23 protein-coding genes are annotated in these 22,704 nt (G+C 69.1%); 3 read left to right on the top strand and 20 right to left on the bottom strand.

From position 1 onward, the window contains the following. Window positions 1-237 precede the first annotated feature (237 nt). The 9 genes from rpsI to purQ all read right to left on the bottom strand — a co-directional run bounded on the left by rpsI (window position 238) and on the right by purQ (window position 10,510). On the bottom strand, window positions 238-762 hold the full coding sequence (gene rpsI / locus FNF32_RS11480; protein WP_131674665.1) for a 30S ribosomal protein S9: 525 nt from the start codon (window positions 760-762) through the stop codon (window positions 238-240). 2 nt (window positions 763-764) lie between these two features. After that, complete coding sequence (gene rplM / locus FNF32_RS11475; protein ID WP_131674666.1) at window positions 765-1,229, bottom strand: 50S ribosomal protein L13; 465 nt, start codon at window positions 1,227-1,229, stop codon at window positions 765-767. Between the two features lie 130 nt (window positions 1,230-1,359). Continuing rightward, window positions 1,360-1,788, bottom strand: a complete 429-nt coding sequence (locus FNF32_RS11470) for a PaaI family thioesterase (RefSeq protein WP_131674667.1) — start codon at window positions 1,786-1,788, stop codon at window positions 1,360-1,362. A 57-nt stretch (window positions 1,789-1,845) separates the two neighbouring features. Beyond that, window positions 1,846-2,583 (bottom strand): cytochrome c biogenesis CcdA family protein, encoded by a 738-nt coding sequence (locus tag FNF32_RS11465; protein ID WP_131674668.1) that lies wholly within the window; start codon window positions 2,581-2,583, stop codon window positions 1,846-1,848. An 88-nt stretch (window positions 2,584-2,671) separates the two neighbouring features. Further along, window positions 2,672-5,554: an Rne/Rng family ribonuclease gene (locus tag FNF32_RS11460; RefSeq protein ID WP_131674669.1), complete on the bottom strand. Its 2,883-nt coding sequence runs from the start codon at window positions 5,552-5,554 to the stop codon at window positions 2,672-2,674. Window positions 5,555-5,985: 431 nt separating this feature from the next. Beyond that, complete coding sequence (locus FNF32_RS11455; protein WP_131674670.1) at window positions 5,986-6,465, bottom strand: OsmC family protein; 480 nt, start codon at window positions 6,463-6,465, stop codon at window positions 5,986-5,988. Between the two features lie 2 nt (window positions 6,466-6,467). Next, on the bottom strand, window positions 6,468-7,802 hold the full coding sequence (locus FNF32_RS11450; protein WP_131674671.1) for a sigma-54-dependent transcriptional regulator: 1,335 nt from the start codon (window positions 7,800-7,802) through the stop codon (window positions 6,468-6,470). Between the two features lie 140 nt (window positions 7,803-7,942). Beyond that, window positions 7,943-9,724 (bottom strand): sensor histidine kinase, encoded by a 1,782-nt coding sequence (locus FNF32_RS11445; RefSeq protein ID WP_131674672.1) that lies wholly within the window; start codon window positions 9,722-9,724, stop codon window positions 7,943-7,945. Between the two features lie 117 nt (window positions 9,725-9,841). After that, entirely contained in the window at window positions 9,842-10,510 is a 669-nt protein-coding gene (purQ, locus tag FNF32_RS11440; protein ID WP_131674673.1) for a phosphoribosylformylglycinamidine synthase subunit PurQ, read from the bottom strand. Window positions 10,511-10,696: 186 nt separating this feature from the next. Here purQ and FNF32_RS11435 point away from each other — a divergent pair, with 186 nt between their 5' ends. Beyond that, entirely contained in the window at window positions 10,697-11,515 is an 819-nt protein-coding gene (locus tag FNF32_RS11435) for an MBL fold metallo-hydrolase (RefSeq protein ID WP_131674674.1), read from the top strand. Between the two features lie 90 nt (window positions 11,516-11,605). On the opposite strand, the gene FNF32_RS11430 is transcribed toward FNF32_RS11435, so the two are convergent. Beyond that, a complete protein-coding gene (locus FNF32_RS11430) occupies window positions 11,606-12,820 on the bottom strand; it encodes an NADP-dependent isocitrate dehydrogenase (protein ID WP_131674675.1) in 1,215 nt (404 codons plus the stop codon). A gap of 235 nt (window positions 12,821-13,055) precedes the next feature. Between FNF32_RS11430 and FNF32_RS11425 the strand changes: the two genes are divergently transcribed. Further along, window positions 13,056-14,345, top strand: a complete 1,290-nt coding sequence (locus tag FNF32_RS11425) for an alpha/beta hydrolase (protein WP_246087799.1) — start codon at window positions 13,056-13,058, stop codon at window positions 14,343-14,345. Between the two features lie 71 nt (window positions 14,346-14,416). Here FNF32_RS11425 and FNF32_RS11420 read toward each other — a convergent pair whose 3' ends face one another. Next, window positions 14,417-15,076 (bottom strand): alpha/beta hydrolase, encoded by a 660-nt coding sequence (locus FNF32_RS11420; RefSeq protein WP_131674676.1) that lies wholly within the window; start codon window positions 15,074-15,076, stop codon window positions 14,417-14,419. 209 nt (window positions 15,077-15,285) lie between these two features. Between FNF32_RS11420 and FNF32_RS11415 the strand changes: the two genes are divergently transcribed. Beyond that, the gene (locus FNF32_RS11415) at window positions 15,286-15,753 is read left to right on the top strand and encodes an Rrf2 family transcriptional regulator (protein ID WP_143796641.1); all 468 of its coding nucleotides are present in this window, start codon (window positions 15,286-15,288) and stop codon (window positions 15,751-15,753) included. Window positions 15,754-15,770: 17 nt separating this feature from the next. Here the strand turns inward: FNF32_RS11415 and FNF32_RS11410 are convergent, their stop codons facing one another. The 9 genes from FNF32_RS11410 to rnpA all read right to left on the bottom strand — a co-directional run bounded on the left by FNF32_RS11410 (window position 15,771) and on the right by rnpA (window position 22,655). Further along, window positions 15,771-16,289, bottom strand: coding sequence for a SixA phosphatase family protein (locus FNF32_RS11410; RefSeq protein ID WP_131674690.1), 519 nt, complete (start codon window positions 16,287-16,289; stop codon window positions 15,771-15,773). 150 nt (window positions 16,290-16,439) lie between these two features. Then, a complete protein-coding gene (gene argB, locus FNF32_RS11405; RefSeq protein ID WP_131674691.1) occupies window positions 16,440-17,339 on the bottom strand; it encodes an acetylglutamate kinase in 900 nt (299 codons plus the stop codon). A 71-nt stretch (window positions 17,340-17,410) separates the two neighbouring features. Next, complete coding sequence (yihA, locus tag FNF32_RS11400; protein ID WP_131674678.1) at window positions 17,411-18,061, bottom strand: ribosome biogenesis GTP-binding protein YihA/YsxC; 651 nt, start codon at window positions 18,059-18,061, stop codon at window positions 17,411-17,413. Continuing rightward, window positions 18,058-18,843: an MOSC domain-containing protein gene (locus tag FNF32_RS11395; RefSeq protein WP_131674679.1), complete on the bottom strand. Its 786-nt coding sequence runs from the start codon at window positions 18,841-18,843 to the stop codon at window positions 18,058-18,060. The genes yihA and FNF32_RS11395 overlap by 4 nt, the downstream gene beginning before the upstream one ends. Continuing rightward, window positions 18,840-20,705: a membrane protein insertase YidC gene (gene yidC / locus FNF32_RS11390; protein WP_131674680.1), complete on the bottom strand. Its 1,866-nt coding sequence runs from the start codon at window positions 20,703-20,705 to the stop codon at window positions 18,840-18,842. Before yidC ends, FNF32_RS11395 begins: the two co-directional genes overlap by 4 nt. 93 nt (window positions 20,706-20,798) lie before the next feature. Continuing rightward, window positions 20,799-21,740 carry a tRNA 2-thiocytidine(32) synthetase TtcA gene (gene ttcA, locus FNF32_RS11385; RefSeq protein ID WP_425467905.1) on the bottom strand — a complete coding sequence of 314 codons (942 nt, stop codon included), beginning with the start codon at window positions 21,738-21,740 and terminating at the stop codon, window positions 20,799-20,801. Continuing rightward, window positions 21,737-21,904: a hypothetical protein gene (locus tag FNF32_RS15335; RefSeq protein WP_185961943.1), complete on the bottom strand. Its 168-nt coding sequence runs from the start codon at window positions 21,902-21,904 to the stop codon at window positions 21,737-21,739. The genes ttcA and FNF32_RS15335 overlap by 4 nt, the downstream gene beginning before the upstream one ends. Then, window positions 21,901-22,155, bottom strand: coding sequence for a membrane protein insertion efficiency factor YidD (yidD, locus tag FNF32_RS11380; protein ID WP_131674681.1), 255 nt, complete (start codon window positions 22,153-22,155; stop codon window positions 21,901-21,903). The genes FNF32_RS15335 and yidD overlap by 4 nt, the downstream gene beginning before the upstream one ends. Then, complete coding sequence (gene rnpA, locus FNF32_RS11375; RefSeq protein ID WP_246087802.1) at window positions 22,152-22,655, bottom strand: ribonuclease P protein component; 504 nt, start codon at window positions 22,653-22,655, stop codon at window positions 22,152-22,154. Before rnpA ends, yidD begins: the two co-directional genes overlap by 4 nt. Window positions 22,656-22,704 lie beyond the last annotated feature (49 nt).

Genomic DNA, 22,704 nt, shown 5'->3' with positions numbered 1-22,704 from the left:
ACCCGCTGAAATCACAGCGAAATTCATAGGGCCGAAGAACAGGCCAGACCGCAGCTAGGCACAGCAATCCCGCACGCAGCACGAATCTGACACGGAATCACGAAAGGAAAATGACGGAAGCGGGGCTTGGCCCCTGCCCGACTCGGTCGATCCCGCGAATCCCGCCCCGGAATCGACGAAGGGCGCGGCAGATGCCGCGCCCTTCCAACACTCGATGCCGACAGATCGGCCAAAGGATCAGCGTTTGGAGAACTGGAACGACCGGCGGGCCTTTGCCTTGCCGTATTTCTTCCGTTCGACGACGCGGCTGTCGCGGGTCAGGAAGCCCGCCGCCTTGAGCGCGCCGCGCAGGCCGGGTTCGTAAAGCTGCAGCGCCTTCGAGATGCCGTGCTTTACCGCACCGGCTTGGCCCGACAGGCCGCCGCCGGCGACGGTCGCGTTCACGTCGAACTGGTCGGCGACGCCCGCCACGTCGAACGGCTGGCGCAGGATCATCTGCAGCACCGGACGCGCGAAGTAGTCCTTCATGTCCTTGCCGTTCACGGTGACCTTGCCCGAGCCGGGCTTGACCCAGACGCGGGCGACCGCGTCCTTGCGCTTGCCGGTCGCGTAGGACCGGCCAAGCTCGTCGCGCTGCGCCTCACGCGGGGCGGCAAGCGGCTGGAAGCTGCGCTGTTCGTCCGAGGTGGACCCTTGGACCCCGCCCGCGCTGGCGGTCACGGCGTCCTTGAGCTGGTCGAGGGATTTGATGTCGTCGGCCATGGTCAGGCGCTCCGGGTGTTCTTGGGGTTCAACGCTTTGACGTCCAGCACTTCGGGCTGCTGCGCCTCGTGCGGGTGCTGCTCGCCGGCATAGACGCGCAGGTTCGACATCTGCTGCTTGCCCAGCTTGTTGCGCGAGATCATGCGCTCGACCGCCTTGATGACGACGCGTTCGGGGTGGGCGCCTTCGAGCACCTGGCGCGCGGTGCGGAACTTGATCCCGCCCGGGTGGCCGGTGTGCCAGTAGTAGCGCTTGTCGTCGCGCTTGTCGCCAGTCATCTGGACCTTGTCGGCGTTGATGATGATGACGTTGTCGCCCATGTCCATGTGCGGGGTGAAGGTCGGCTTGTGCTTGCCACGCAGGCGCGACGCGACGATCGTGGCAAGGCGACCCAGGACGACGCCCTCGGCGTCGATCAGGATCCACTTCTTGTCGATGTCCGCCGGTTTCGCGGTATAGGTCTTCATGCTTCGCCCTTTCGGGGGATGTGTAATTCGGATCGGCGGTGTATCCGGGATCGCGCAGCGCAGGTCAAGCGGCGCGGGTGGCAAAATCAGCTTTGGAAACAACGGCTTGCGAAACAGGTAAGATGATACCTTAAGCCAAGCCGCCGTTTTCGCGCGCGTCCGGGGGAATCGCGTAGGTCAGCGACGCCCTCGCCACGATGGCGTCGGACCCGTCCGAGCGGATCATCACGTCCCCGACCGCCAGCACCCGTCCAAGCTTCAGCATCCGCACCGATGCCAGCAGGTCGCGCCCGGCGGCGGGCTTTCGCATGAAGTCGATGTTGGCGCTGGTGGTCACCGCCAGCGGCACCCGTCCGATCCGCGACAGGACGGCCGCGTACATGGCGAAGTCCGCCAGCTCGAACATCGTCGGGCCGGACACGGTGCCGCCTGGCCGCAGGTGGCGGTCGCCCACGCTCAGGCGCGCGCGCAGGTCGTCGCCGCCCGCCGCCTCGACGGTGTAGCCGGTCGCCTCGGGGAACACCTCGGCCAGATAGTCGTTCAGATCCTGCGCGTTCATGCGGCCCCCGCTGTCATTCGCGGCAGGCTGGCCGGGCCGGGGCGGCGATGCAAGCGGTCAGCCGATCCGGGCGAGCGCGGGGATGTTTTCCAGCAGCCAGTAGCTGATGATCGAGAGCCAGCCGGTCAGCAGCAGCACGCCCACGGCGATCAGCAGGACGCCCGACACGCGCTCGATCAGCCCCATGTGCCGCTTGATCCGGTTCATCAGCGCCATCGACCGCTCGATGAACATGGCCGACAGCAGGAACGGGATGCCGAGCCCCAGCGCATAGATGCCCAGCAGACCGGTGCCGCGCGGCGGGTCTGTCGCGGCGAGGGTCAGGATCATCGACAGCTGCGGTCCGATGCAGGGCGTCCAGCCAAAGGCGAAGGCGAGGCCCAGCAGATAGGCCCCAAGCGCCGATCCGCCCGTGTCGCCCGTGTCCAGCCGCGCCTCGCGGTCGAGCAGCGGGATGCGGAACACGTGAAGGAAGTGCAGGCCAAGGATGATGATGAACACGCCCGAGACGGTCACCAGCGTCGGCTGCCAGGCGAGGAAGGCGCGGCCAAATGCCGACGCGGCATAGCCCAACAGCAGGAATACGGTGCTGAGGCCCAGGACAAAGAACACCGCCGGCAGCACGGCGCTGCGTTCGCGGGCCCTGAGGCCGCTGACCTTCACCCCGGTCATGTAGGCCAGATAAGGCGGCACGATCGGCAGCACGCACGGCGACAGGAATGACAGGAATCCGGCCGTCGCGGCGATCATCGCGGCGGGCAGGAAGGCGGCGTCTGCAAGCTCGGTCCCAAACATGCGCGCACCATGTCGCAAAGGAACGGGCCGGGAAACCCCGGCCCGCGCCTGCATCTGTCACGGCTGCGTCAGCGGCTGACGCGCCCGGTCACGACCCGAACGACCACCAGCCACGGCGGCGCGGCTTGGCCGGCGCCTCGGCCGCCTGCTCGCGCGCGGGTTCGGGCTGCGGCTCGGGCTGGGGCTCGGGTTGCGCTTCGGGTTGCGGTTCCGACTGGGGTTCGGGCTGCGCTTCGCCGGGGATCGTCAGCGCCTCGGGTTCGGGCGCTTCGGCCTCGGCCGGCTCGTCGATATGGGGCATCGGCGCTGCGTCGGGTCCCGGTTCGGCCCGGTTCTCCTCGACATAGGTTTCCACCGCCTGCGCGACGGCGCTGTCGTTGGCCGGATCGGCCCCCGCCAGCTCTGCGCCCGCCTCGTCGCCGCGAACGGGGGCGGCAAGCCCCTCGTCCGTCGCATCGGCGACCGCCTCGTCGCCGCCCTGCCCGTCCGAGTCGAAGCCCGCGCCGAAGTCCGCAGCAAAGCCCGCGTCGACGCCGCTATCGGCACCTTCGCCGGTCAGCGGCCGGTCTGCGCCCGCATCGTCGGCACCACGGCGCGACCGGCCGCCGCGACGCGAGCGGCTGCGCGAGCGGCGGCCGGTTTCCTCGCCGTCGCCGCCGGCGATGTCGGGGCGGGCAGCTTCGTCGGTGTCGGAAGCGGCGTCGGCCGAGCCGTCGGCGACCGCCTCGTCCAGCCCGGCGTCGGCACCGTTGGCCCCGCCGTTCTCGCCATGCTCGCCGTTCTCGCCATTCTCGCCGCGGCCACCACGCCGACGACGCCGCCGCCGGCGCTTGGAGCGGTTGGCGTCGTCGCCTTCGCCCTCGCCCTCGGCCCGATCCTCGCGCCGTTCGTCCCGTCGGTCGTCCCGGCGTTCGTCCCGGCGCTCGCCACGGCGGCCTTCGCGCCGGCTGTCGTCGTCGCTCCGCGCCTCGGTCGCGGGCGCGTCATCCTCGGCCTCGTCCTCGTCGTCGATGTCGGCGTCCAGATCCTCGTCGTCGATCTGCGCCATCAGGCTGGCGCTTGCCGATACGACGTTCGACGGCGCTTCGGGCACGTTGCGGGTCGCGGTCTTGAACTTCTCCATCGCGAAGTCGGGCGAGATCAGCGCCGGGTCCGCCTCGACCCGCACGGCCATGCCGTAGCGGGTCTCGATCATGCCGACATGCTCGCGCTTCTGGTTCATCAGGAAGTTGGCGACGGCGACGGGCGCGCGCACCAGCACCTCGCGGGTGCGCTTGCGGGTGCCTTCTTCCTCGATCGCGCGCAGGATGGTCAGCGCCATGCTGTCGTCGGACCGGATCAGGCCGGTGCCGTGGCAATGCGCGCAGGGCTGGGTGGTCGATTCCAGCATCCCCGGGCGCAGCCGCTGGCGCGACATCTCCAGCAGGCCGAAGCCCGAGATGCGGCCGACCTGGATGCGGGCGCGGTCGGTCTTGAGCCGGTCCTTGAACCGCTTCTCGACGCTCGCGTTGTTCTTGCGCTCGTCCATGTCGATGAAGTCGATGACGATCAGCCCGGCCAGGTCGCGCAGGCGCAGCTGGCGCGCGATCTCGTCCGCGGCCTCGCAGTTCGTCTTGTAGGCGGTGTCCTCGATGGACCCTTCCTTGGTCGCCCGGCCCGAGTTCACGTCGATCGCGACCAGCGCCTCGGTCACGCCGATGACGATGTAGCCGCCCGATTTCAGCTGCACGACCGGGTTGAACATCCCCGCGAGGTAGCCTTCGACCTGGTGGCGCGCGAACAGCGGCATCGCGTCGTCGTACAGCTTCACGTTCTTGGCGTGGGACGGCATGATCATCTTCATGAAGTCCTTGGCGGTGCGGAAACCGCGCTCGCCCTCGACCAGAACCTCGTCGATGTCCTTGCTGTAAAGGTCGCGGATGGTCCGCTTGATGAGGTCGCCTTCCTCGTAGATCGGCGCGGGCGCGGTGGACTTGAAGGTCAGCTCGCGGATCTGTTCCCACAGCCGCATCAGGTATTCGTAGTCGCGCTTGATCTCGGTCCGGGTGCGCTGGCTGCCGGCGGTGCGGATGATGAGACCCGCGCCCTTCGGCACCTCAAGCTCGGACGCGATGTCCTTCAGCTTCTTGCGGTCGGCGGCGTTGGTGATCTTGCGGGAAATCCCGCCGCCCCGCGCGGTGTTCGGCATCAGGACGCAGTAGCGGCCCGCAAGCGACAGATAGGTAGTCAGCGCCGCGCCCTTGTTGCCGCGCTCTTCCTTGACGACCTGGACCAGCATGATCTGCCGGACCTTGATGACTTCCTGGATCTTGTAGCGGCGCGCGCGGGGCTTCTTGGCGGGGCGGATTTCCTCGGCCACGTCCTCGTCGGCGATCGACTCGATGGTCTCGTCGCGGTCGGACGCGGACTGGTCCTGCGCGGCATCGGCGTTCTGCACGTCGTCGCTGGGCCCGGTTTCGCCGGGCGCGTCATCGCCGCGGTGTTCGCCTGCGTCGTCAGCAGGCGCCTCATCGCCGCGATCCGCGTCCGCGCGGCCTTCCGAGTCATCGCCGGGCGCTTCCGGCTGATCCTCGGCCGGCTGATCCTCGGTCGTCACCGCGTCGCCCGAACGCGCCTCGGATGCGCGCGAACGGCTGCGCTGGCGGCGCTCCCTTGCGTCCTCCTCGGCCTCGGCAGCCTCGGCCGCCTCGCGCTCTTCCTCGATCAGGGCGCGGCGGTCGGCGGCAGGGATCTGGTAATAGTCGGGGTGGATTTCCGCGAAGGCCAGGAAGCCGTGGCGGTTGCCGCCGTATTCGATGAAGGCGGCCTGCAGCGACGGTTCGACCCGCGTCACCTTCGCCAGGTAGATGTTGCCGGCAAGCTGGCGCTTGTTCAGCGTTTCAAAGTCGAACTCCTCGACCTTGGTTCCGTCCACGACGACCACGCGGGTTTCTTCCGCATGGGTTGCGTCGATCAGCATCTTGTTTGCCATGAGACTTTCTTTCGCGCAGCCGGTCCGGCCCGCCTGTCGGCGGGGAAAGGGACGGGGTGCGGCTTGATGCGGACGCGGGCCGCGCTGCGGAGCCGGTGAAGCAGGCGGCGGCCGGAACCATGTCCCGCCGCCCCCTTGCATCAACGTCAGTCGCGCGATCCATCGCGTCTCTTTTTCCAGTAGTCCCGCGCCGCGACAGGCGGAGGGGACGGCGAATGTTCAGGCGGCCCGCGTCGGGTTCGACGCGCCGGGCTGCCGGCTTTCCCGCAAGGCAGGCGTCCGGGAACGATCCGGGACAGGCCGCCAAGCTGCGAAACTGATTGCGCGATACAACCGACGGTTGCCGATATGCGGCGCGCATGGGGACAACATAGGGGTTCGGGTTGCTCAATGACAATCCGAAACTGCCGAAAAGGCGGCGGGTCGGCCGCTCACGTCGCGGCAACGACGTGATATTCAGGTTCGTGTTCCACCGGGAACGCGACCGAACGGGCAATGAAGCAGAAGCGCCCGACCTCGTGGTGAAGCGCGTCGGCCGTGGCCCGGTCCGAGCCGGGATCGAGCCCGATCCGCGGCCGCAGCACCGCGCGGACAAACCGTCCGGCCCCGTCCGGCGCGGTCTCGCCCACGCCAAGCGGCGCGTCCTCGTAGGACCGCACGACGATGCCCTTGCCGCTGGCGAGGTGCAGGAACCACAGCATGTGGCAGGCCGACAGCGCCGACAGCAGCAGGTCCTCGGGGTTGGGGCGGGCGGGATCGCCGCCCAGCATCGGGTCGTTGGAACAGTGGATCACGGGCTTGCCCGGCGTCACGATGTCCCAGGTGCGGTCGTAGCCGCGATAGCTCGACGTGCCCTGCCCGCGGTCGCCGGTCCAGCGGATCAGGCTGTGAAAGTCGTGCGTCCCGGCCACGCTCAGCCCCCCGACAGATAGTCGCCGCGGCTCAGCCCGTATTTCGCCATCTTCTCGTTCAGCGTCCGGCGCGGCAGGCACAGCTCGTCCATGACCGCGCTGATCGACCCCTTGTGGCGCCGCATGGTGTTGTCGATCAGCATCTTCTCGAACGATTCGACATATTCCTTGAGCGGCTTGCCCTCGGTCGTGGTCGCCTCGCGCGCCTCGTCCCCCTCGGTCATCAGCAGCGAGGTGATCGACCCGGTCCCGCGCCGGTTCTGCAGAACCGCGCGCTCGGCCACGTTGATGAGCTGGCGCACGTTGCCCGGCCACGGCGCCTGCAACAGCTGCGCGGCTTCCTGCGCGGTCACCTGCGGCGGCTCGCAGCCGTATTCGTCGGCGAACTGCTCGGCCATGCGGGTGAACAGCGACAGGATGTCCTCGCCGCGCTGGCGCAGCGGGGGGACGGTGATCTGCAGCGCCGACAGGCGATAGAACAGGTCCGGGCGCAGGCTGTCCTCGGCCCGCCGCCCCTCGCCGCGCGCGTTGGATATGGCGATGATCCGGGTTTCGGCCGGCGTCCCCTGCTCGGCGATGAACGCCAGCAGGCGCGCCTGCAGCGGGTCCGACAGCGCCTCGACATCTTCAAGGCACAGCGTCCCGCCCCGCGCCTCCTCGACGGCGGGCAGGCCGTCCTCCATGGGGCCGAACAGGCGCGCACCCAGCGCCTCGTCGTTGTAGGCGGCGCAGCTGATCTGCACGAAGCGCTTGGTGGCGCGGGGGCCGACGGCGTGCAGCGCGTGGGCGACCAGCGTCTTGCCGGTCCCGGTCTCGCCGTCGATCAGCACGTGGCCGTCGGCCTGGCCGAGGTCCAGGATATCCTCGCGCAGGCGGTCCATCGCGGGGCTGGCGCCCACCAGCTTGGACATCACTTGCTGGCCCTCGCTCAGGTCGCGGCGCAGCGCGCGGTTGTCCAGCGTCATCCGCCGCGCCTGCGAGGCCTTCTTGACCAGCTCGGTCATGCGGTCGGGGTTGAAGGGCTTTTCCATGAAGTCCATGGCGCCCAGCCGCATCGCCTCGACCGCCATCGGCACGTCGCCGTGGCCGGTAATCATGATGACCGGCAGCCCGCTGTCCAATCCCATCAGCCGCTTGAGGAACGCCATCCCGTCCATCCCCGGCATGCGGATGTCCGACACGACCACGCCGGGCCAGTCGGGCCCGATGATCTTCAGCGCGTCCTCGGCGCTGGCGAACACCTCGGTCCGGTAGCCCGACAGGCCCAGCCACTGGCTGATGGAATCGCGCATGTCCGGCTCGTCGTCGACGATTGCCACGGTCAGACCTTGCGTCATCGCTTACCTCTTTCCTTTGCGCGCGGCCGGCATGACGCGATCGTCCCCGTCGCCGCGGCGTGTTTCAAAGCCTGTCATCGCGCGCCCGGCCCGGCGCCTGATCCTTCGACGTTCATTCCGCGCCCATCATTTCGGGGCCGTCATTCCGCTGCCGTCCGGCGGCTGTCCAGCCGCGGCTGGTGCAGCGGCAGTTCAAGGTCGAACGCCGCCCCGCCGCCCTCGGGATTGTGCGCGGTCAGCCTTCCGCCGAAATCCGCCACGATCCCGGACGATATGGCAAGCCCCAACCCGGTGCCCTCGCCGGGCGCCTTTGTGGTCCAGAAGGGTTCGAACAGCTTTTCCAGGTCCGCGACACCCGGTCCGTTGTCGCGGATCGACAAATGCGCGTGAGAGGCGCTGTCCACCGTGATCGCGATCGAGGGGTCGCGCTGGTCGCGGGTCGCGTCCATCGCGTTGCGGATCAGGTTGATGATGACCTGTTCCAGCCGAAGCCGGTCGCAATAGACCATGATCGGATCGCGCGGCTGGCTGCGCTGCAACCGCACCCGGCGGTTGCGAAGCTGCGATTCCATGAGCGTCAGGGCGCCCGACAGCGCCATCCGCAGGTCCACCGGCTCGAACGCCTCGCCGCCCTTGCGGGCATAGGACTTGAGCTGCCGGGTGATCGCGCCCATCCGTTCCAGCAGATCGTCCACCCGCTGAAAGCTGGACAGCGCCTCGTCGGGGCGGTTGCGTTCCAGAAGCAGCCGCGCGCCGGCCAGATAGGTCTTCATCGCGGCGAGCGGCTGGTTCAGCTCGTGGCTGATGCCGGCCGACATCTCGCCCAGCGCGGCAAGCTTGCTCGACTGCTGGACCGTCTGCTCGGCTACCCGCAGTTCGCGCTGCATCCGCTCGCGTTCCGCGATCTCGCGGGTCAGGCGGGTGTTCAACGCCCGCAGGTCGGCCGATTCGCGCATGTAGCGGTTGGTCATCGACCTGGCGCGGCGCGACAGGATGTAGAACCCGATCGCCAGCGCCATCGCCAGCCCCATGATTTCCAGCGCGAGATAGGCGTTCACCCGTTCGCGGATCGAATCGTAGGTGCTGAACAGCGTCATCCGCCAGCCGCGGAACGGGATCTTGGTTTCGGACTGCATCACCGCCTTGCCGCGCACATAGGCATCGACCGGCTGGCTGGCCCAGTCGGCGGTGACCTGGAACGCGCGCGAGATCGCGCTGGGGGCCGAGCGGACGGTCAGCGCCTCGTCCATGCCAAGCCCGCGCCAGCGCGGCTCGGTCGTCAGGATGATCTGGCCGCTGCTGTCCGTGACCGCCACCGCGTCGGAAATCCCGGCCCAGGATTTTTCCAGCCGCGACAGGTCCGCCTCGACCACGATCACGCCCAGCGACCGTCCTTCGGACACCACGGCGCGGGAAAAGTTGAACTCGTGCCGGCCGGTGGGCGACGGCGAGACGGTGAACACCGTGTCGCTGGCCCGCAGCGCCTCGACGTAAAAAGGCGACAGGACGTAGTTCGTGCCCAGCAGCTGGCGGTTGGTGGCCCCGACCGTGCGCCCCGACCCGTCCAGCAGCCGGATCGACGCGGCCCCGATGTCCTTTTGCGCCGAGATCAGCCGCGCCGAGGTGGTCGAGAAATCCTGCCCCGACAGCGACGCGATCAGGTCGGGGTCGCGCGCCAGCAGCAGCGGCACCACCGCCGTCCGCTGCAATTCGGACAGCAGGTTGCCGGTGTACAGCGCCGCCCGCAATTCGGCCCGCATCCGCGTGTTTTCCGAAAAGCGGTCGGTCAGCCACTGGTTGGTGTAGAAGATCGCGCCGGCCGCCAGCGCGATCAGCAGCGCCGCCAGCGCGCGCGGGACGAGACGCCCGCGCAGCCGGCCCGAACGATCGGGTTCGCCTTCTGGATCGGTGCGATCAGGCATCGGCCCCGCCACATTGCTGGACGCACTGATAAACCTTGCCGGCGCGCCGCTCAACAACCGCAGGGCGGCCGTTCTGGAAAGGAGGCCAAGACGATTGGCGGAAAGGGCGGCTGCGGATCACGCGTCGGCCAGCGCGCCCACCAGCCCTTGGAACACGCGGGCGCCGTCGGTGCCGCCGTGGACCGGATCGGCCGCGCGTTCGGGGTGCGGCATCAGCCCCAGCACCCGCCGGTTTTCGGACAGGACGCCCGCGATGTCGTCGACCGAGCCGTTGCAGCCCGGCGCATAGCGCAGCGCCACGCGGCCCTCGCCCTTCAGGCGGGCAAGCCCGTCCGGGTCGATCTGGTAGTTGCCGTCGTGGTGGGCGATGGGAAAGCGCACCCGCTCGCCCGCGGCGTAGCGCGACAGGAACGAGCTCGCCGTATCCTCGACCGTCAGGTCCACCTCGCGGCACAGATAGCTCAGCCCGCCGTTGCGCATCAGCGCGCCCGGCAGCAGCCGCAATTCGGTCAGCACCTGGAACCCGTTGCAGACACCCAGCACGTAACCGCCCCGCCCGGCATGGCGGACGATTGCGGCGGCGACCGGCGACTGCGCCGCGATCGCGCCGCAGCGCAGGTAGTCCCCGAACGAGAAGCCGCCCGGCACCGCGACCAGATCGGTGCCCGGCGGAAGCTCGGCGTCCTTGTGCCAGACCCGCGCGACCTCGGCGCCCGCGGCCGTCAGCGCGACGGCAAGATCGCGGTCGCAGTTCGAACCGGGAAAGGTGACGACGGCGGCTTTCATGGCGGTGTCCTCGGGCTGGTGTCTTTCGGCGGCGGTCGGTCAACACGAACGGGCCCGGCAGGGCCGGGGGTCAGGGGCGGATCGTCCGCACATAACCCGCATGCCCCATCTGCGAAAGGGGGAACCCGGCGCCCCGAGCCGCCGTTCAACCCTGTTCGTCACCCGTTTTCCGCGATGGAGGCTACGATGACCCCGACCCCCGCCCCTTCCCGCCCCTGGACCCCCACTCGCCGCCAGACCCTGGCCGTCGGGGCGGCTGCGTTCGCGGTGACGTTCATCCTGCCCCGCTGGGCCGGCGCGCAGACGACCGACGAGGCGGAATCCGAGGGGCTGCCCTTTGTCATGCCGGTCGAACACGCCTCGATGATGCTGACGCTGGGCGGGCAGGCGATCCTGGTGGACCCGGTCGGCGGCGCGGACCTGTACGCGGACCTCTCCCCCGCCGCGGCGATCCTCGTCACGCACGAGCACAAGGACCACTTCGATCCCGACACGCTGCAGGCGCTGCTGCCCGAGGGCGCGGCGCTGATCGTGAACCCGGCGGTCGCCGAAAAGCTGCCCGAGGCGCTGCGCGCCCGCGCGACCGTCATGGCCAACGGCGACACGGGCGAGGTCGCGGGCATGAAGATCGAGGCGGTGCCCGCCTACAACGTCACCCCCGACCGGCTGCAGTACCACCCCAAGGGGCGCGACAACGGCTACGTGCTGACCGCCCCGGACGAAGGGCGCATCTACGTCGCGGGCGACACCGAGGATACGCCCGAGTTCCGGGCGCAAAAGGACATCGACACGGTTTTCCTGCCGATGAACCTGCCCTTCACCATGACCGCCGAACAGGCGGCTGCGGGCGTGGCCGAGATGAAGCCGCGCCGCGCCGTCCCCTATCACCACCGCGGCACCGATCCCGCGACCTTCGCCGCCGCGCTGGAAGCGGCCGGCAGCGACACCGAGGTCGTGGTGTTCGACTGGTATCCGAAAAGCGACAAGCCGACCGGCGAGGATTGATCGGGCTGGTCCGACGGCCTTCTCCAACGCCGCCGAAAACGAAAAAGGCCCCCGCTCCGGGGGCCTTTCGCGTCGAGGACGCTGGCGGGATCAGCCCGCGAGCGCCTTGTTCAGGTAGTCGTCCACCTTTTCCAGGTAGCCCATCGTCGTCAGCCACTTCTGTTCCGGCCCGACCAGCAGCGCGAGGTCCTTGGTCATGAACCCGTCCTCGACCGTCTGCACCGTCACCCGCTCGAGCGTTTCGGCAAAGCGCATCAGCTGGTCGTTGCCGTCGAGCTTGGCGCGGTGCTTCAGCCCGCCGGTCCAGGCATAGATCGACGCGATCGAGTTGGTCGAGGTTTCCTTGCCCTTCTGATGCTCGCGGAAGTGGCGCGTGACGGTGCCGTGCGCGGCCTCGGCCTCGACCGTTTTCCCGTCCGGCGTCATCAGGACCGATGTCATCAGCCCGAGCGAGCCGAACCCCTGCGCCACGATGTCGGATTCCACGTCGCCGTCGTAGTTCTTGCAGGCCCAGACGTAGCCGCCCGACCATTTCAGCGCGCTGGCGACCATGTCGTCGATCAGCCGGTGTTCGTAGCCGATGCCCTTGGCCTTGAACTTGTCCGCGAACTCGGCGTCGAACACCTCCTGGAAGATGTCCTTGAAGCGCCCGTCATAGGCTTTCAGGATCGTGTTCTTGGTGGACAGATAGACCGGATAGCCGCGCTGCAGGCCGTAGTTCAGGCTGGCATGGGCGAAATCGCGGATGGCGTCGTCAAGGTTGTACATCCCCATCGCGACGCCCGCGCCCGGCGACTGATAGACCTCGTGCTCGATCGTCTCGCCGTCCTCGCCCACGAACTTGATCGACAGCGTGCCCTTGCCCGGAAAGCGGAAGTCGGTGGCCTTGTACTGGTCGCCAAAGGCGTGGCGGCCGACGATGATCGGCTGGGTCCAGTGGGGGACGAGGCGCGGCACGTTCTTGGCGATAATCGGCTCACGGAAGATCACGCCGCCCAGGATGTTGCGGATCGTCCCGTTCGGCGATTTCCACATCTTCTTCAGGCCGAACTCGGCGACCCGCGCCTCGTCGGGGGTGATGGTCGCGCATTTGACGCCGACACCGTGTTCCTTGATCGCGTTGGCCGCGTCGATCGTGACCTGATCCTCGGTCCGGTCGCGTTCCTCGATGCCGAGGTCGTAGTATTTCAGGTCCACGTCGAGGTAGGGCAGGATCAGCTTCTGCTTGATGAAATCCCAGATGATCCGGGTCATTTCGTCGCCGTCCAGTTCGACGACGGGGTTGGCTACCTTGATCTTGGTCATGAGGATCCCTTGGGCTGAGAAGGCTTGGGCGCGGGCTTACCGGAAACGGCGGGAATTGGAAAGCCGCGGGGCGGTTCGGCGAGGCGGCCGGAGGGCTGCGCGACCGGCTTTCGCCGTCTTGCGCCGTCGGGCGTAACGCGCTGATCCGGTAAACATTTGCTGTGGCGGTCCGGGTCGGGGAAACCTCCGTGCCGGCTCGCGGCTTCCTGTCCGTACCCGGATCCATGAGGACGCCATGCAGAACCCCCTTCTCGCTGCCCTTCTGACCGCCACGGCGCTGAGCGCCGCCACATCCGCCGGTGTCGCGCAGCAGGCGCCCGCGCCTGCGCCGGTTCCGGCACCCGCGGCCGCGCCGTCCGCATCACCCGCCCCGGCCGCGTCCCCCGCGACCGCCCCGGCCGAGGCTCCGCCCGCACCCCCCGCCGACGCCTCGGCAACCGCGCCGGTGGCGGCGCCGACGGACGCGCCGATGACCTCGACCCCGCCCGCCGCCTCACCCGCCAGCGAGCCGGCAACCACGCCGGCAATCGACGCAGACGCAGTTGCCTTGGAAAAGGGCGAGCCCGGGGCCGAGATGAAATCCGTCCTCGACAAGCTGACCGAGCTTGGCGCCGACCCCATCGGCACCCTGACCCCCGAAGAACAGCGCAACGAGCCGACCCCCGCCGACGCCGTCATGGCCGTCATGAAGGACAAGGGGATCGAGATGCCCGCGCCCCTCGCCGCGATCGAAACGCGCGAGGTCAGCTATACCGACGCGGGCGGCGGCCAGCAGCCGATCCGCATCTACACGCCCCCGGGCGAAGGGCCGTTCCCGCTAATCGTCTATTTCCACGGCGGCGGCTGGGTGATCGCGGACCTCGACACCTACGACGCCTCGGCCCGCGCGCTTGCGGACGGGGCGAAGGCGGTCGTGGCCTCGGTCGAATACCGCCACGCGCCCGAGGCGAAGTTTCCCGCCGCCCACGACGACGCGAACGCCGCCTACAGGTGGCTGGTTGAAAACTCGGGCACGCTGAACGCGGATGCCGAGCGGCTGGCGGTCGCGGGCGAAAGCGCGGGCGCGAACCTGGCGATGAACGTGGCGATCAGCGCCCGCGACGGCGGGCTGACCCAGCCCGCCCACATGCTGCTGGTCTATCCAGTTGCGGGCAACGACATGACGACCCCGTCCTACCGGACCTACGCCGACGCGGCGCCGCTGTCGAAGCCGGCGATGGAATGGTTCGTGAGCCACGTTTTCGCGGACAAGGCGGAAACCGCCGATCCGCGCCTGAACCTTGTGGACCGCACCGATCTTGCCGGGCTGCCGCCCGCGACCGTCATCAACGCCCGCATCGACCCGCTGCTGTCCGAGGGCGAGGATCTGGCCCGCGCGCTGCAGAATCAGGGCGTCGAGACGACGCAAAAGACCTATGACGGCGTCGCGCACGAGTTCTTCGGGATGGGCGCGGTGGTGCCGCAGGCGAAAGAGGCGATGACGCAGGCCACGACGACGCTGACCGGGGCGTTTGCCGCCAACTGACCGGAAGCGGCCGCGTCGCCAATCACGCCCGCGATCACGCGGCGCGTCCCACCGGGCGCGCCGTTTTTCGTTCAGCGCGTCGATTCCGTCAGGCGGCGGCGGACGTAGCCCTGCACCTTGTCGATCATCGGCTTCATGTGCAGCTCGTCGTCGCGGAAGAAGTGGTCCGCGCCCTCGATTTCCTCGTGGGTGACGGTGATCCCCTTCTGCTCGCGCAGCTTGCCGACCAGCGCGTTCACGTCCTTGGGCGGGGCGACGCGGTCGGCTGTGCCATTGATGATGAGCCCCGACGACGGGCACGGCGCGAGGAAGCTGAAGTCGTACATGTTCGCGGGTGGCGAGACGCTGACGAAGCCGGTGATCTCGGGCCGCCGCATCAGCAGCTGCATCCCGATCCACGCCCCGAAACTGAAGCCCGCGACCCAGCAATGCTTGGAATTGGGATTCATCGCCTGCAGGTAGTCCAGCGCCGACGCCGCGTCCGACAATTCGCCGATGCCGTCGTCGAACTCTCCCTGGCTGCGGCCCACGCCCCGGAAGTTGAACCGCATCACGGTAAACCCCATCCGGTGGAACGCGTAGTGCAGGTTGTAGACGACGCGGTTGTTCATCGTGCCGCCGTATTGCGGATGCGGATGCAGCACGATGGCAAGCGGGGCGTCGGGCTTGGCCTGCGGATGGTAGCGCCCTTCAAGGCGACCCTCGGGTCCGGGGAAAATCAGCTCGGGCATGGGAATCCTTTGACGGCGGGCAATTCTTGACGCGGGCGGGTCGCAGCCTTACCACCGGACGCGAGCGCGCAGCCACGCGCGCGGACGCCGTTTTCCGGCAGCACATGCGGGCTTAGCGCACAGCGCGCGGTCCCGTCAATTGCAACGGGCGGGCGACGCGGCAGCGAAACCGCCCGCGCCGGGCCCGCCGCATGCAGGGAGAAGATGCCATGAAGCTTTCGACCAAGGGGCGCTATGCGATGGTCGCGCTGGTGGATCTTGCCACGGCGGGGGACGGGCTGACGACGCTGGCCGACATCTCGAAGCGGCAGGACGTGTCGCTGCCCTACCTGGAACAGCTGTTCGTGCGGCTGCGCCGGGCCGGGCTGGTGAAATCGGTGCGCGGCCCCGGCGGCGGCTACCGGCTGGCGCGCGCGCCCGAAACGATCCGCGTGGCCGAGGTGCTGGGCGCGGTCGATGAGACCGTCAGCGCGCTGCATGTCGGCGCGGGCGCGTCGGGCGGGCAAAGCGGCAGCCTGGCGCAGGTGCTGTCGGACCGGCTGTGGGAAAGCCTGTCGGCGCATGTCTATGTGTTCCTGCACAACGCGACGCTGGCCGACGTGGCGCGGAACGCGCTGCTGCCCTGCCCCGCCGTTCCGGGGATCCTGTCGGTCGTGGACGACGCCTCGGCCGCCTGACCTGACGCAGGCGCGCGTTACTGCCGCCCGTCCATCCGCACGAAGTCGCGCACATCGCCGCTTTCGGGGCGCACGTCGCCCCAGCTGTCGGCCGGGAAATCCACCACCAGCGTCGCGGCGGTCGGGAAGCGCCGGAAATCGGGGTCCAGCGGCGCGCGTTCGGGCAGCATCGCCGCGAACGCCGCGATCCCCGGATTGTGGCCGATCACCATGACCGTGTTCATCGTGGCCGATCGCAGCACGTCCAGCATCGCGTCGGGTTCGGCGTGGTACAGCCCGTCCTCGAGCCTGAGCGCGGGCCGCGTCTCGAACACCGCCGCCGCGACCCGTTCCCACGTCTCGACCGTCCGGCGCGAGGTGGAACACAGCACCTCCTCGGGGTCGTAGCCGCGGCTCGCGAGCCAGTCGCCAAGCGCCCGCGCCGACTTCCGGCCGCGGTCGTTCAGGGGGCGGTCGTGATCCTCCATCGACGGGTCGTCCCACGCGGACTTGGCGTGGCGGGTCAGGATAAGTCGGCGGATTCCGGTCGCGGTCATGTGGTCCCAGTTCCCTTCGTCCATTTCGAACGGAAGCCTGCCACCCGGCCCGGAAAGCCGCAAGCGGTTCATGTCAGACTTGTTACGATGTGCCGAAGCGCGGGCGGCGAAAGCCCGCCGAGGCCGGAACGGCGGAAAACCCGGGCGGCCCTACAGCCCGCTGTCGCCCTGCCGCAGGCCGTGCGGCTTGACCCGCGGCTCGGTCGAGCGGATCAGGCTGCCCGCGCCCTGTTCGGTGAACAGCTCCAGCAGCGAGGCGTGGGGCACCCGCCCGTCCAGGATGACGACGGCGCGCACGCCCTCGGCCAGCGCCTGAAGCGCGGTTTCCGTCTTGGGGATCATGCCGCCGGCGATCGTCCCGTCGGCGATCATGGCCTGCATCTGCTCGGGGTTCATCTGCGTCACCACCTCGCCCGAGGCGTCCTTGACGCCCGCGACATCGGTCAGCAGCAGCAGCCGGTCGGCCTGCAGCGCGCCCGCGATCGCGCCCGCGGCGGTGTCGCCGTTGACGTTGAACGTCTCGTTGTCGGCCATGCCGGTCGCGACCGGGGCGATCACCGGGATCAGACCCGCGAGGTAAAGGTCGCGGATGATCTGGATGTTCATCTCGATCGGGCGGCCGACGAAGCCCAGTTCCGGGTCGTCCGCCTCGCACACCATCATGTCGTCGTCCTTGCCGGAGATCCCGATCGCGCGCCCGCCCGCGTCGTTGATCGCCTGCACGATGCGCTTGTTGACGAGGCCCGACAGGACCATCTCGACCACCTGCACCGCTTCCTTGGTGGTCACGCGCTTGCCGCGCACGAAGCGGCTTTCGATGCCGAGCTTGCCCAGCAGGTCGTTGATCATCGGCCCGCCGCCGTGGACCACGACCGGGTGGATGCCTACCTGCTTCATCAGCACGATGTCGCGCGCGAAATCGGCCATCGCCTCGTCGTCGCCCATCGCGTTGCCGCCGAACTTCACCACCACGACCGCGCCGGCATAGCGCTGCATGTAGGGCAGCGCCTCGGACAGGGTGTCGGCGGTGGTGGCGAAATCACGGTTCATGTTCTGCTGTCTCATCCGGCGTTCCCCAGGGTCGGCGAAGGCTAGGGCGCGGGGCGGCCGACGTCCACCCTTCAGCAAAGCCCGTCGATGATGGCGCGCAGCGTCGCGATCCCCTGCCCCTTTTCGGACGAGGTCACGACCAGTTCCGGGAACGCGGCGGGGTGCTTTTGCAGCTCTGCCTCGATCTGTTCCAGCGTCTGCGCCAGCACCTGCGTGCCGACCTTGTCGGCCTTGGTGACGACGACCTGGAACGGCACGGCCGAGCGGTCGAGCAGCGTCATGATCTCGTGGTCCACGGGCTTCACCCCGTGACGCGCGTCGATCAGCGCGAAGGCGCGGCGCAGCGTCGGTCGCCCGGCGAGATAGGCTTTCAGCAGCGCCTGCCACTTCTTCACGACCGGCAGCGGCGCCTGCGCGTAGCCGTAGCCCGGCAGGTCCACCAGATAGCCGCGCTCGCCCAGGGCGAAATAGTTGATCTCCTGAGTGCGGCCGGGCGTGTTCGAGGCGCGGGCGATGCCCTTGCGGCCGGTCAGCGCGTTGATGAGGCTGGACTTGCCGACATTCGAGCGGCCGGCGAAGCAGACCTCGGGGCGGTCGGCGGCGGGCATCCCGTCCATCGCGACCACGCCCTTGACGAAATCGACCGGCCCCGCGAACAGCAGCCGCGCGGCCTCGGCGGCGTCCGCCTCGGGCTCGGGGGCGGCGGGGAAGGCGACCTTCACAGGACCACCACGGCGTCGCCCGGACGGATCGTGCCGGGGGTGCGGACCTCGGCATAGACGCCGAAATCCTGATGGCCGAAGGCGGCTTCCAGTTCCGCCGGGGTGTCGCCGTCAAGGCAGCCGGTGCCGGTGTCGGCGCTGGTCGCGGCGCAGCGGCCGATGGGTTCCAGGACCGACAGCTCGGCGTCGCCGATGCGGATCGTGGCGCCGATCAGGTCGCGCTCGGCCAGGGGCGCCCAGCCCTCGACCCACAGATTGCCGCGCCAGCGATCGACGCCCAGGGGGCGGCCCAGCCGATCCTCGACCAGCGCCAGCGACGACAGCGACAGGATCGACACCCACGGCTTGTTCACGTCGCTCAGCGCCTGCGGCCCTTCGACCAGCCGCGCGGCGGGGGACTTGCCCGACGCGGCCCACAGCGGTTCCAGCCACGCGATCAGCGGGGCGTCGTCGCCCGCCGGATCGAACCGCAGCTCGCCCCGTTCGGGATGGGTCAGGACCAGGTCCGCCCCGTCCCAGCCGCCGCGTACGGCCTGCAGCGGCGCGGCCGCCGCGCCGCGCAGGAACGCGGACTTCGGCAGCCAGCGGTCCAGCGCGCCGTTCGTCAGGTGCCGCAGCGCATCGGCGTGCAGCACCCCGAAGCGGCGGTCGCCCGGCAGCGGGCGCGCGGGTTCAAGCGGAGCCTCTGCCAGCGCCTCGCCGCCGATCGACTTGACCGGAAAACGGAAAAGGTGAGCCAGCCGGCCCACCCCTTCCTGCGGTTCCGATGCGGCGGGGGTCATCCCTTGCGCCGCTTCGGCAGGCTGTCGCGGATGTTGCCGAACAGCTGCGGCGGATGCCCGTGCATCGACATGATCGTGTACTGCTGGATGATCGTGATCGTGTTGTTGGCGATCCAGTACAGCACCAGCCCCGACGCGAAGCCGCCCAGCATGAACATGAACAGCCACGGCATCCACGCGAAGATCATCTTCTGCGCCGGATCGGCGGGCGCGGGGTTCAGCTTTTGCTGCACCCACATCGAGATCCCCAGCACGATCGCCAGAGCCGGCAGCGACAGCGAATGCAGCAGCGTGCCCTGCGCGGGCGGCGCATAGGACAGCAGCCAGAACAGGTTGAGAAGGCTGGACGGGTCGGGCGCGGACAGGTCGCGGATCCAGCCGAACCACGGCGCGTGCCGCAGCTCGATCGTGACGAAGATCACCTTGTAGAGAGAGAAGAAGATCGGGATCTGGATCAGCATCGGCAGGCAGCCCGCGGCGGGGTTCACCTTTTCCCGCTTGTAAAGCGCCATCACCTCTTGCTGGTACTTCACCCGGTCGTCGCCGGTGCGTTCCTTGATCGCCTCCATCTGCGGCTGCATCTCGCGCATCCGGGCCATCGAAACATAGGATTTCCGCGCCAGCGGGAACACCAGCATCTTCAGCACGAAGGTCAGCGCGATGATCGCCCAGCCCATGTTGCCGATGATGCCGTGCAGCCAGTGCAGGATGTGGAAGATCGGCTTGGTGAAGAAATAGAACCAGCCCCAGTCGATCGCGTCCACGAACCGCTCGATCCCCCGATCCTCCTGATAGGCGTGCAGGACCTCGTAGGTCTTGGCGCCCGCGAACAGGTAGGACGAGGTGGTCGCGGTCGCGCCCGCCGCCACCGTCTGCAGCGGCATCCGCGCCTCGGTCTGGTAGATGTCGGCGCCGGGCGCGTATTTCACCACGGCCGTGAAGGGCTGGCCCGGCGCAGGCGCAAGCGTCGTCATCCAGTACTTGTCGGTAAAGCCGATCCAGCCGTTGCCCGTGACCTGGCGCACGTCGGCCTGCCCCTCGCCCGCGACCGGGTCGAGATCGGCGATGTTCTTGTACTTTTCCTCGAGCAGCTCGCCGTCGAGCATGCCGACCGCGCCCTCGTGCAGGACGAAGTAGTTCTGCGTGTCGGGGCGGCCGTGGCGCGCGATGATCCCGTAGGGCGCGGCGGCGAACGGCGTGGCGGCGGTGTTTTCCAGCGTCTGGGTGACGGTGAACAGGTACTTGTCGTCCAGCTCGAACGTGCGGCGGAATATCTGGCCCGCGCCGTTGTTCCACGCTAGCGTCACCGGCTGGCCGGGGGCGAGCGTCTGCCCGGACTCGGCCGTCCACACGGTCGCGGGGTTCGGGACCAGCGCCGGGTCCACGCCCGGGCCGGGGGTCCAGCCATAGACCGCGTAGTAGGGTTTCTGGATCACCACCTCGGCCTCGGTCGCGGGCGCGGCGGGGGTCCCTTCCTCGGTCACGCGCGGTTGCGCGGTGGGCGAGAGCAGCCGAACAAAGGGCGAGGCCGGGTCCAGCGTCTCGCGGTAGCCGGTCAGCAGCAGGTCGTCGATGCGCCCGCCGGCAAGCGAGATCGTGCCGCGCAGGGCCGGGGATTGAATCGTCAGCCGCGCCGCGTCCCGGGACGGGTCGGCGGCGCCGGTATCGGCCTGCACCGCGCCGGGGGCCGGGGCGGCGGTTCCGGGGGCGGGCGCGGTAGCGGTCGCCGGTGCCGTGGTAGCGGTGGGCACGGCCGCGGGATCAACGGTCGGCTCGGGCGGGGCGAAGAAGGCATACCATCCGACCGTGACGAGCGCCGAAAGCACCATCGCCAGGATCAGGTTGCGGTTGTTGTCGTCCATCGGGTCACCGGCCTTGCGTCACACCGCGCCGCTTCAATCGAAGCGACGGCTCAAGGTCAAGGGGAAAGCCCGGGATGGAAAGCTTTCCCGGGGTCAGTCGGCATCGCCCGCGGCCAGCATCGGCACGGGCGCGCCGCCCTGCGCGTCCGGCGCGCCCGGCGGGGAAGCGGCGGCCTTCGGCATCAGGTCGGCAAAGTCAAACAGCGCCGGGTCGAGCAGGTGCGACGGGCGCACGTTCATCAGGGCGCGGAACATGACCTGCCGGCGGCCGGGGCTGCGCGCTTCCCATTCGTCCAGCAGGCGCTTGACCTGCACGCGCTGCAACCCTTCCTGGCTGCCGCACAGGTCGCAGGGAATGATCGGGTAGTTCATCGCGCGGGCGAAGCGGTCGCAATCCGCCTCGGCCACGAAGGCCAGCGGACGCAGCACGTTCAGGTCGCCATCCTCGTTCAACAGCTTCGGCGGCATCGTCGCCAGCCGCCCGCCGTGGAACAGGTTCATGAAAAAGGTTTCCAGCATGTCGTCGCGGTGATGGCCAAGGACGACGGCCGAACACCCCTCTTCGCGGGCGACGCGGTACAGGTTGCCGCGGCGCAGGCGCGAACACAGCGAGCACATGGTCCCGCCCGGCGCGATCTTGTCCACGACGACGGAATAGGTGTCCTGATACTCGATCCGGTGCGCGACGCCGCGATCCTTGAGGAACTCGGGCAGCACCGTCGCCGGAAAGCCGGGCTGGCCCTGGTCGAGGTTGCAGGCAAGCAGGTCCACCGGCAGAAGGCCGCGCCATTGCAGTTCATGCAGCACGGCCAGCAGCGTGTAGCTGTCCTTGCCGCCCGACAGGCAGACCAGCCAGCGGTCGCCGGGCGTCACCATGGAATAGCTGTCGATGGCCGAACGCACCTCGCGCACCAGCCGCTTCCTGAGCTTGCGGAACTCTGTCGAGGCCGGGGCGCCCCGGAACAGCGGGTGGATGTCGTCGCCCGCGTCGGGCAGGTCGGCCGCGTCGTCCTGCGTGTCCGTATGCGCGTTCATGCCGAGAACCGCGACACGATGAAGCTGGTGAGCGCCAGCACCACCATCGCCGCCACGATGATGAGCGACAGCCCCAGCAGCAGGTTGCGGGGCTTTCCGGCGGGTTTGGGTGCGGGCTTGCGGGCCTTGCGCGGCGCATCGGGCCGGGGATCGCGGTCGGTCATGTCCTGTCCTCGTCATCTTTGACCCGACCGCCTTGCGGCACCGGATCGTAGCCCTGCCCGCCCCACGGGTGGCACCGGGCGATCCGGCGCGCGGTCAGCCAGCCGCCGCGCGCCGCGCCGTGCCGGTCCAGCGCCTCGAGCGCATAGGCCGAGCAGGTCGGCTGGAAGCGGCAGGCATGGCCGATCCACGGGCTGAGGACCAGCCGATACGCCCGCACCGGCAAGGCCACGACATGGGCTAGCGGGGTCACGCGCCGGCCCCCGTCTTTGGCAGGTTCTTGGGCTGGTTCTTCGGCTGGTTCTTGTGAGGCCGGGGCGGGCGGCCCCCCTGCCCCTCGGGTTGCGAATGGATCCGGTCGAGCGCGGATACTAGGTCGGACCGCAGGTCGGCGAAGGCGCGGTCGATGGTCGCGTCGGGGCGCCCGACCAGCACATAGTCCCAGCCCGGCCGACCGCCCAAGGGCATGATCTCGGCCGCGAGCGCGCGCAGACGCCGCTTGGCGCGGTTGCGCGCGACGGCGTTGCCGATCTTCTTGGAACAGGTGAATCCCACGCGCATCGCGCCGGCGGGGGCCGCATCCGGCCCGCACGCCCCATCCGCACCGCCGTCAGGCCGCTGACGCGCCTGCAGCAGAAAGCCCGCCGTTCCCTGACGGCGGGCCGAGGCAGCCCTGAGAAAATCGGCGCGCTGGCGCAGTCGCTCGATGCGGGGCTTGTCGATGCGGGGCTTTTCGGTTCGCGGCTTATCGATATGGGGCGTCCGGGGCACGGCGACACCCGCCGGATCGGCGGCGTCGCCC

Source organism: Paracoccus marinus, from assembly GCF_007018965.1.
Taxonomy (GTDB): domain Bacteria; phylum Pseudomonadota; class Alphaproteobacteria; order Rhodobacterales; family Rhodobacteraceae; genus Paracoccus; species Paracoccus marinus.
This window is presented reverse-complemented; position numbering and strand designations above follow the sequence as displayed.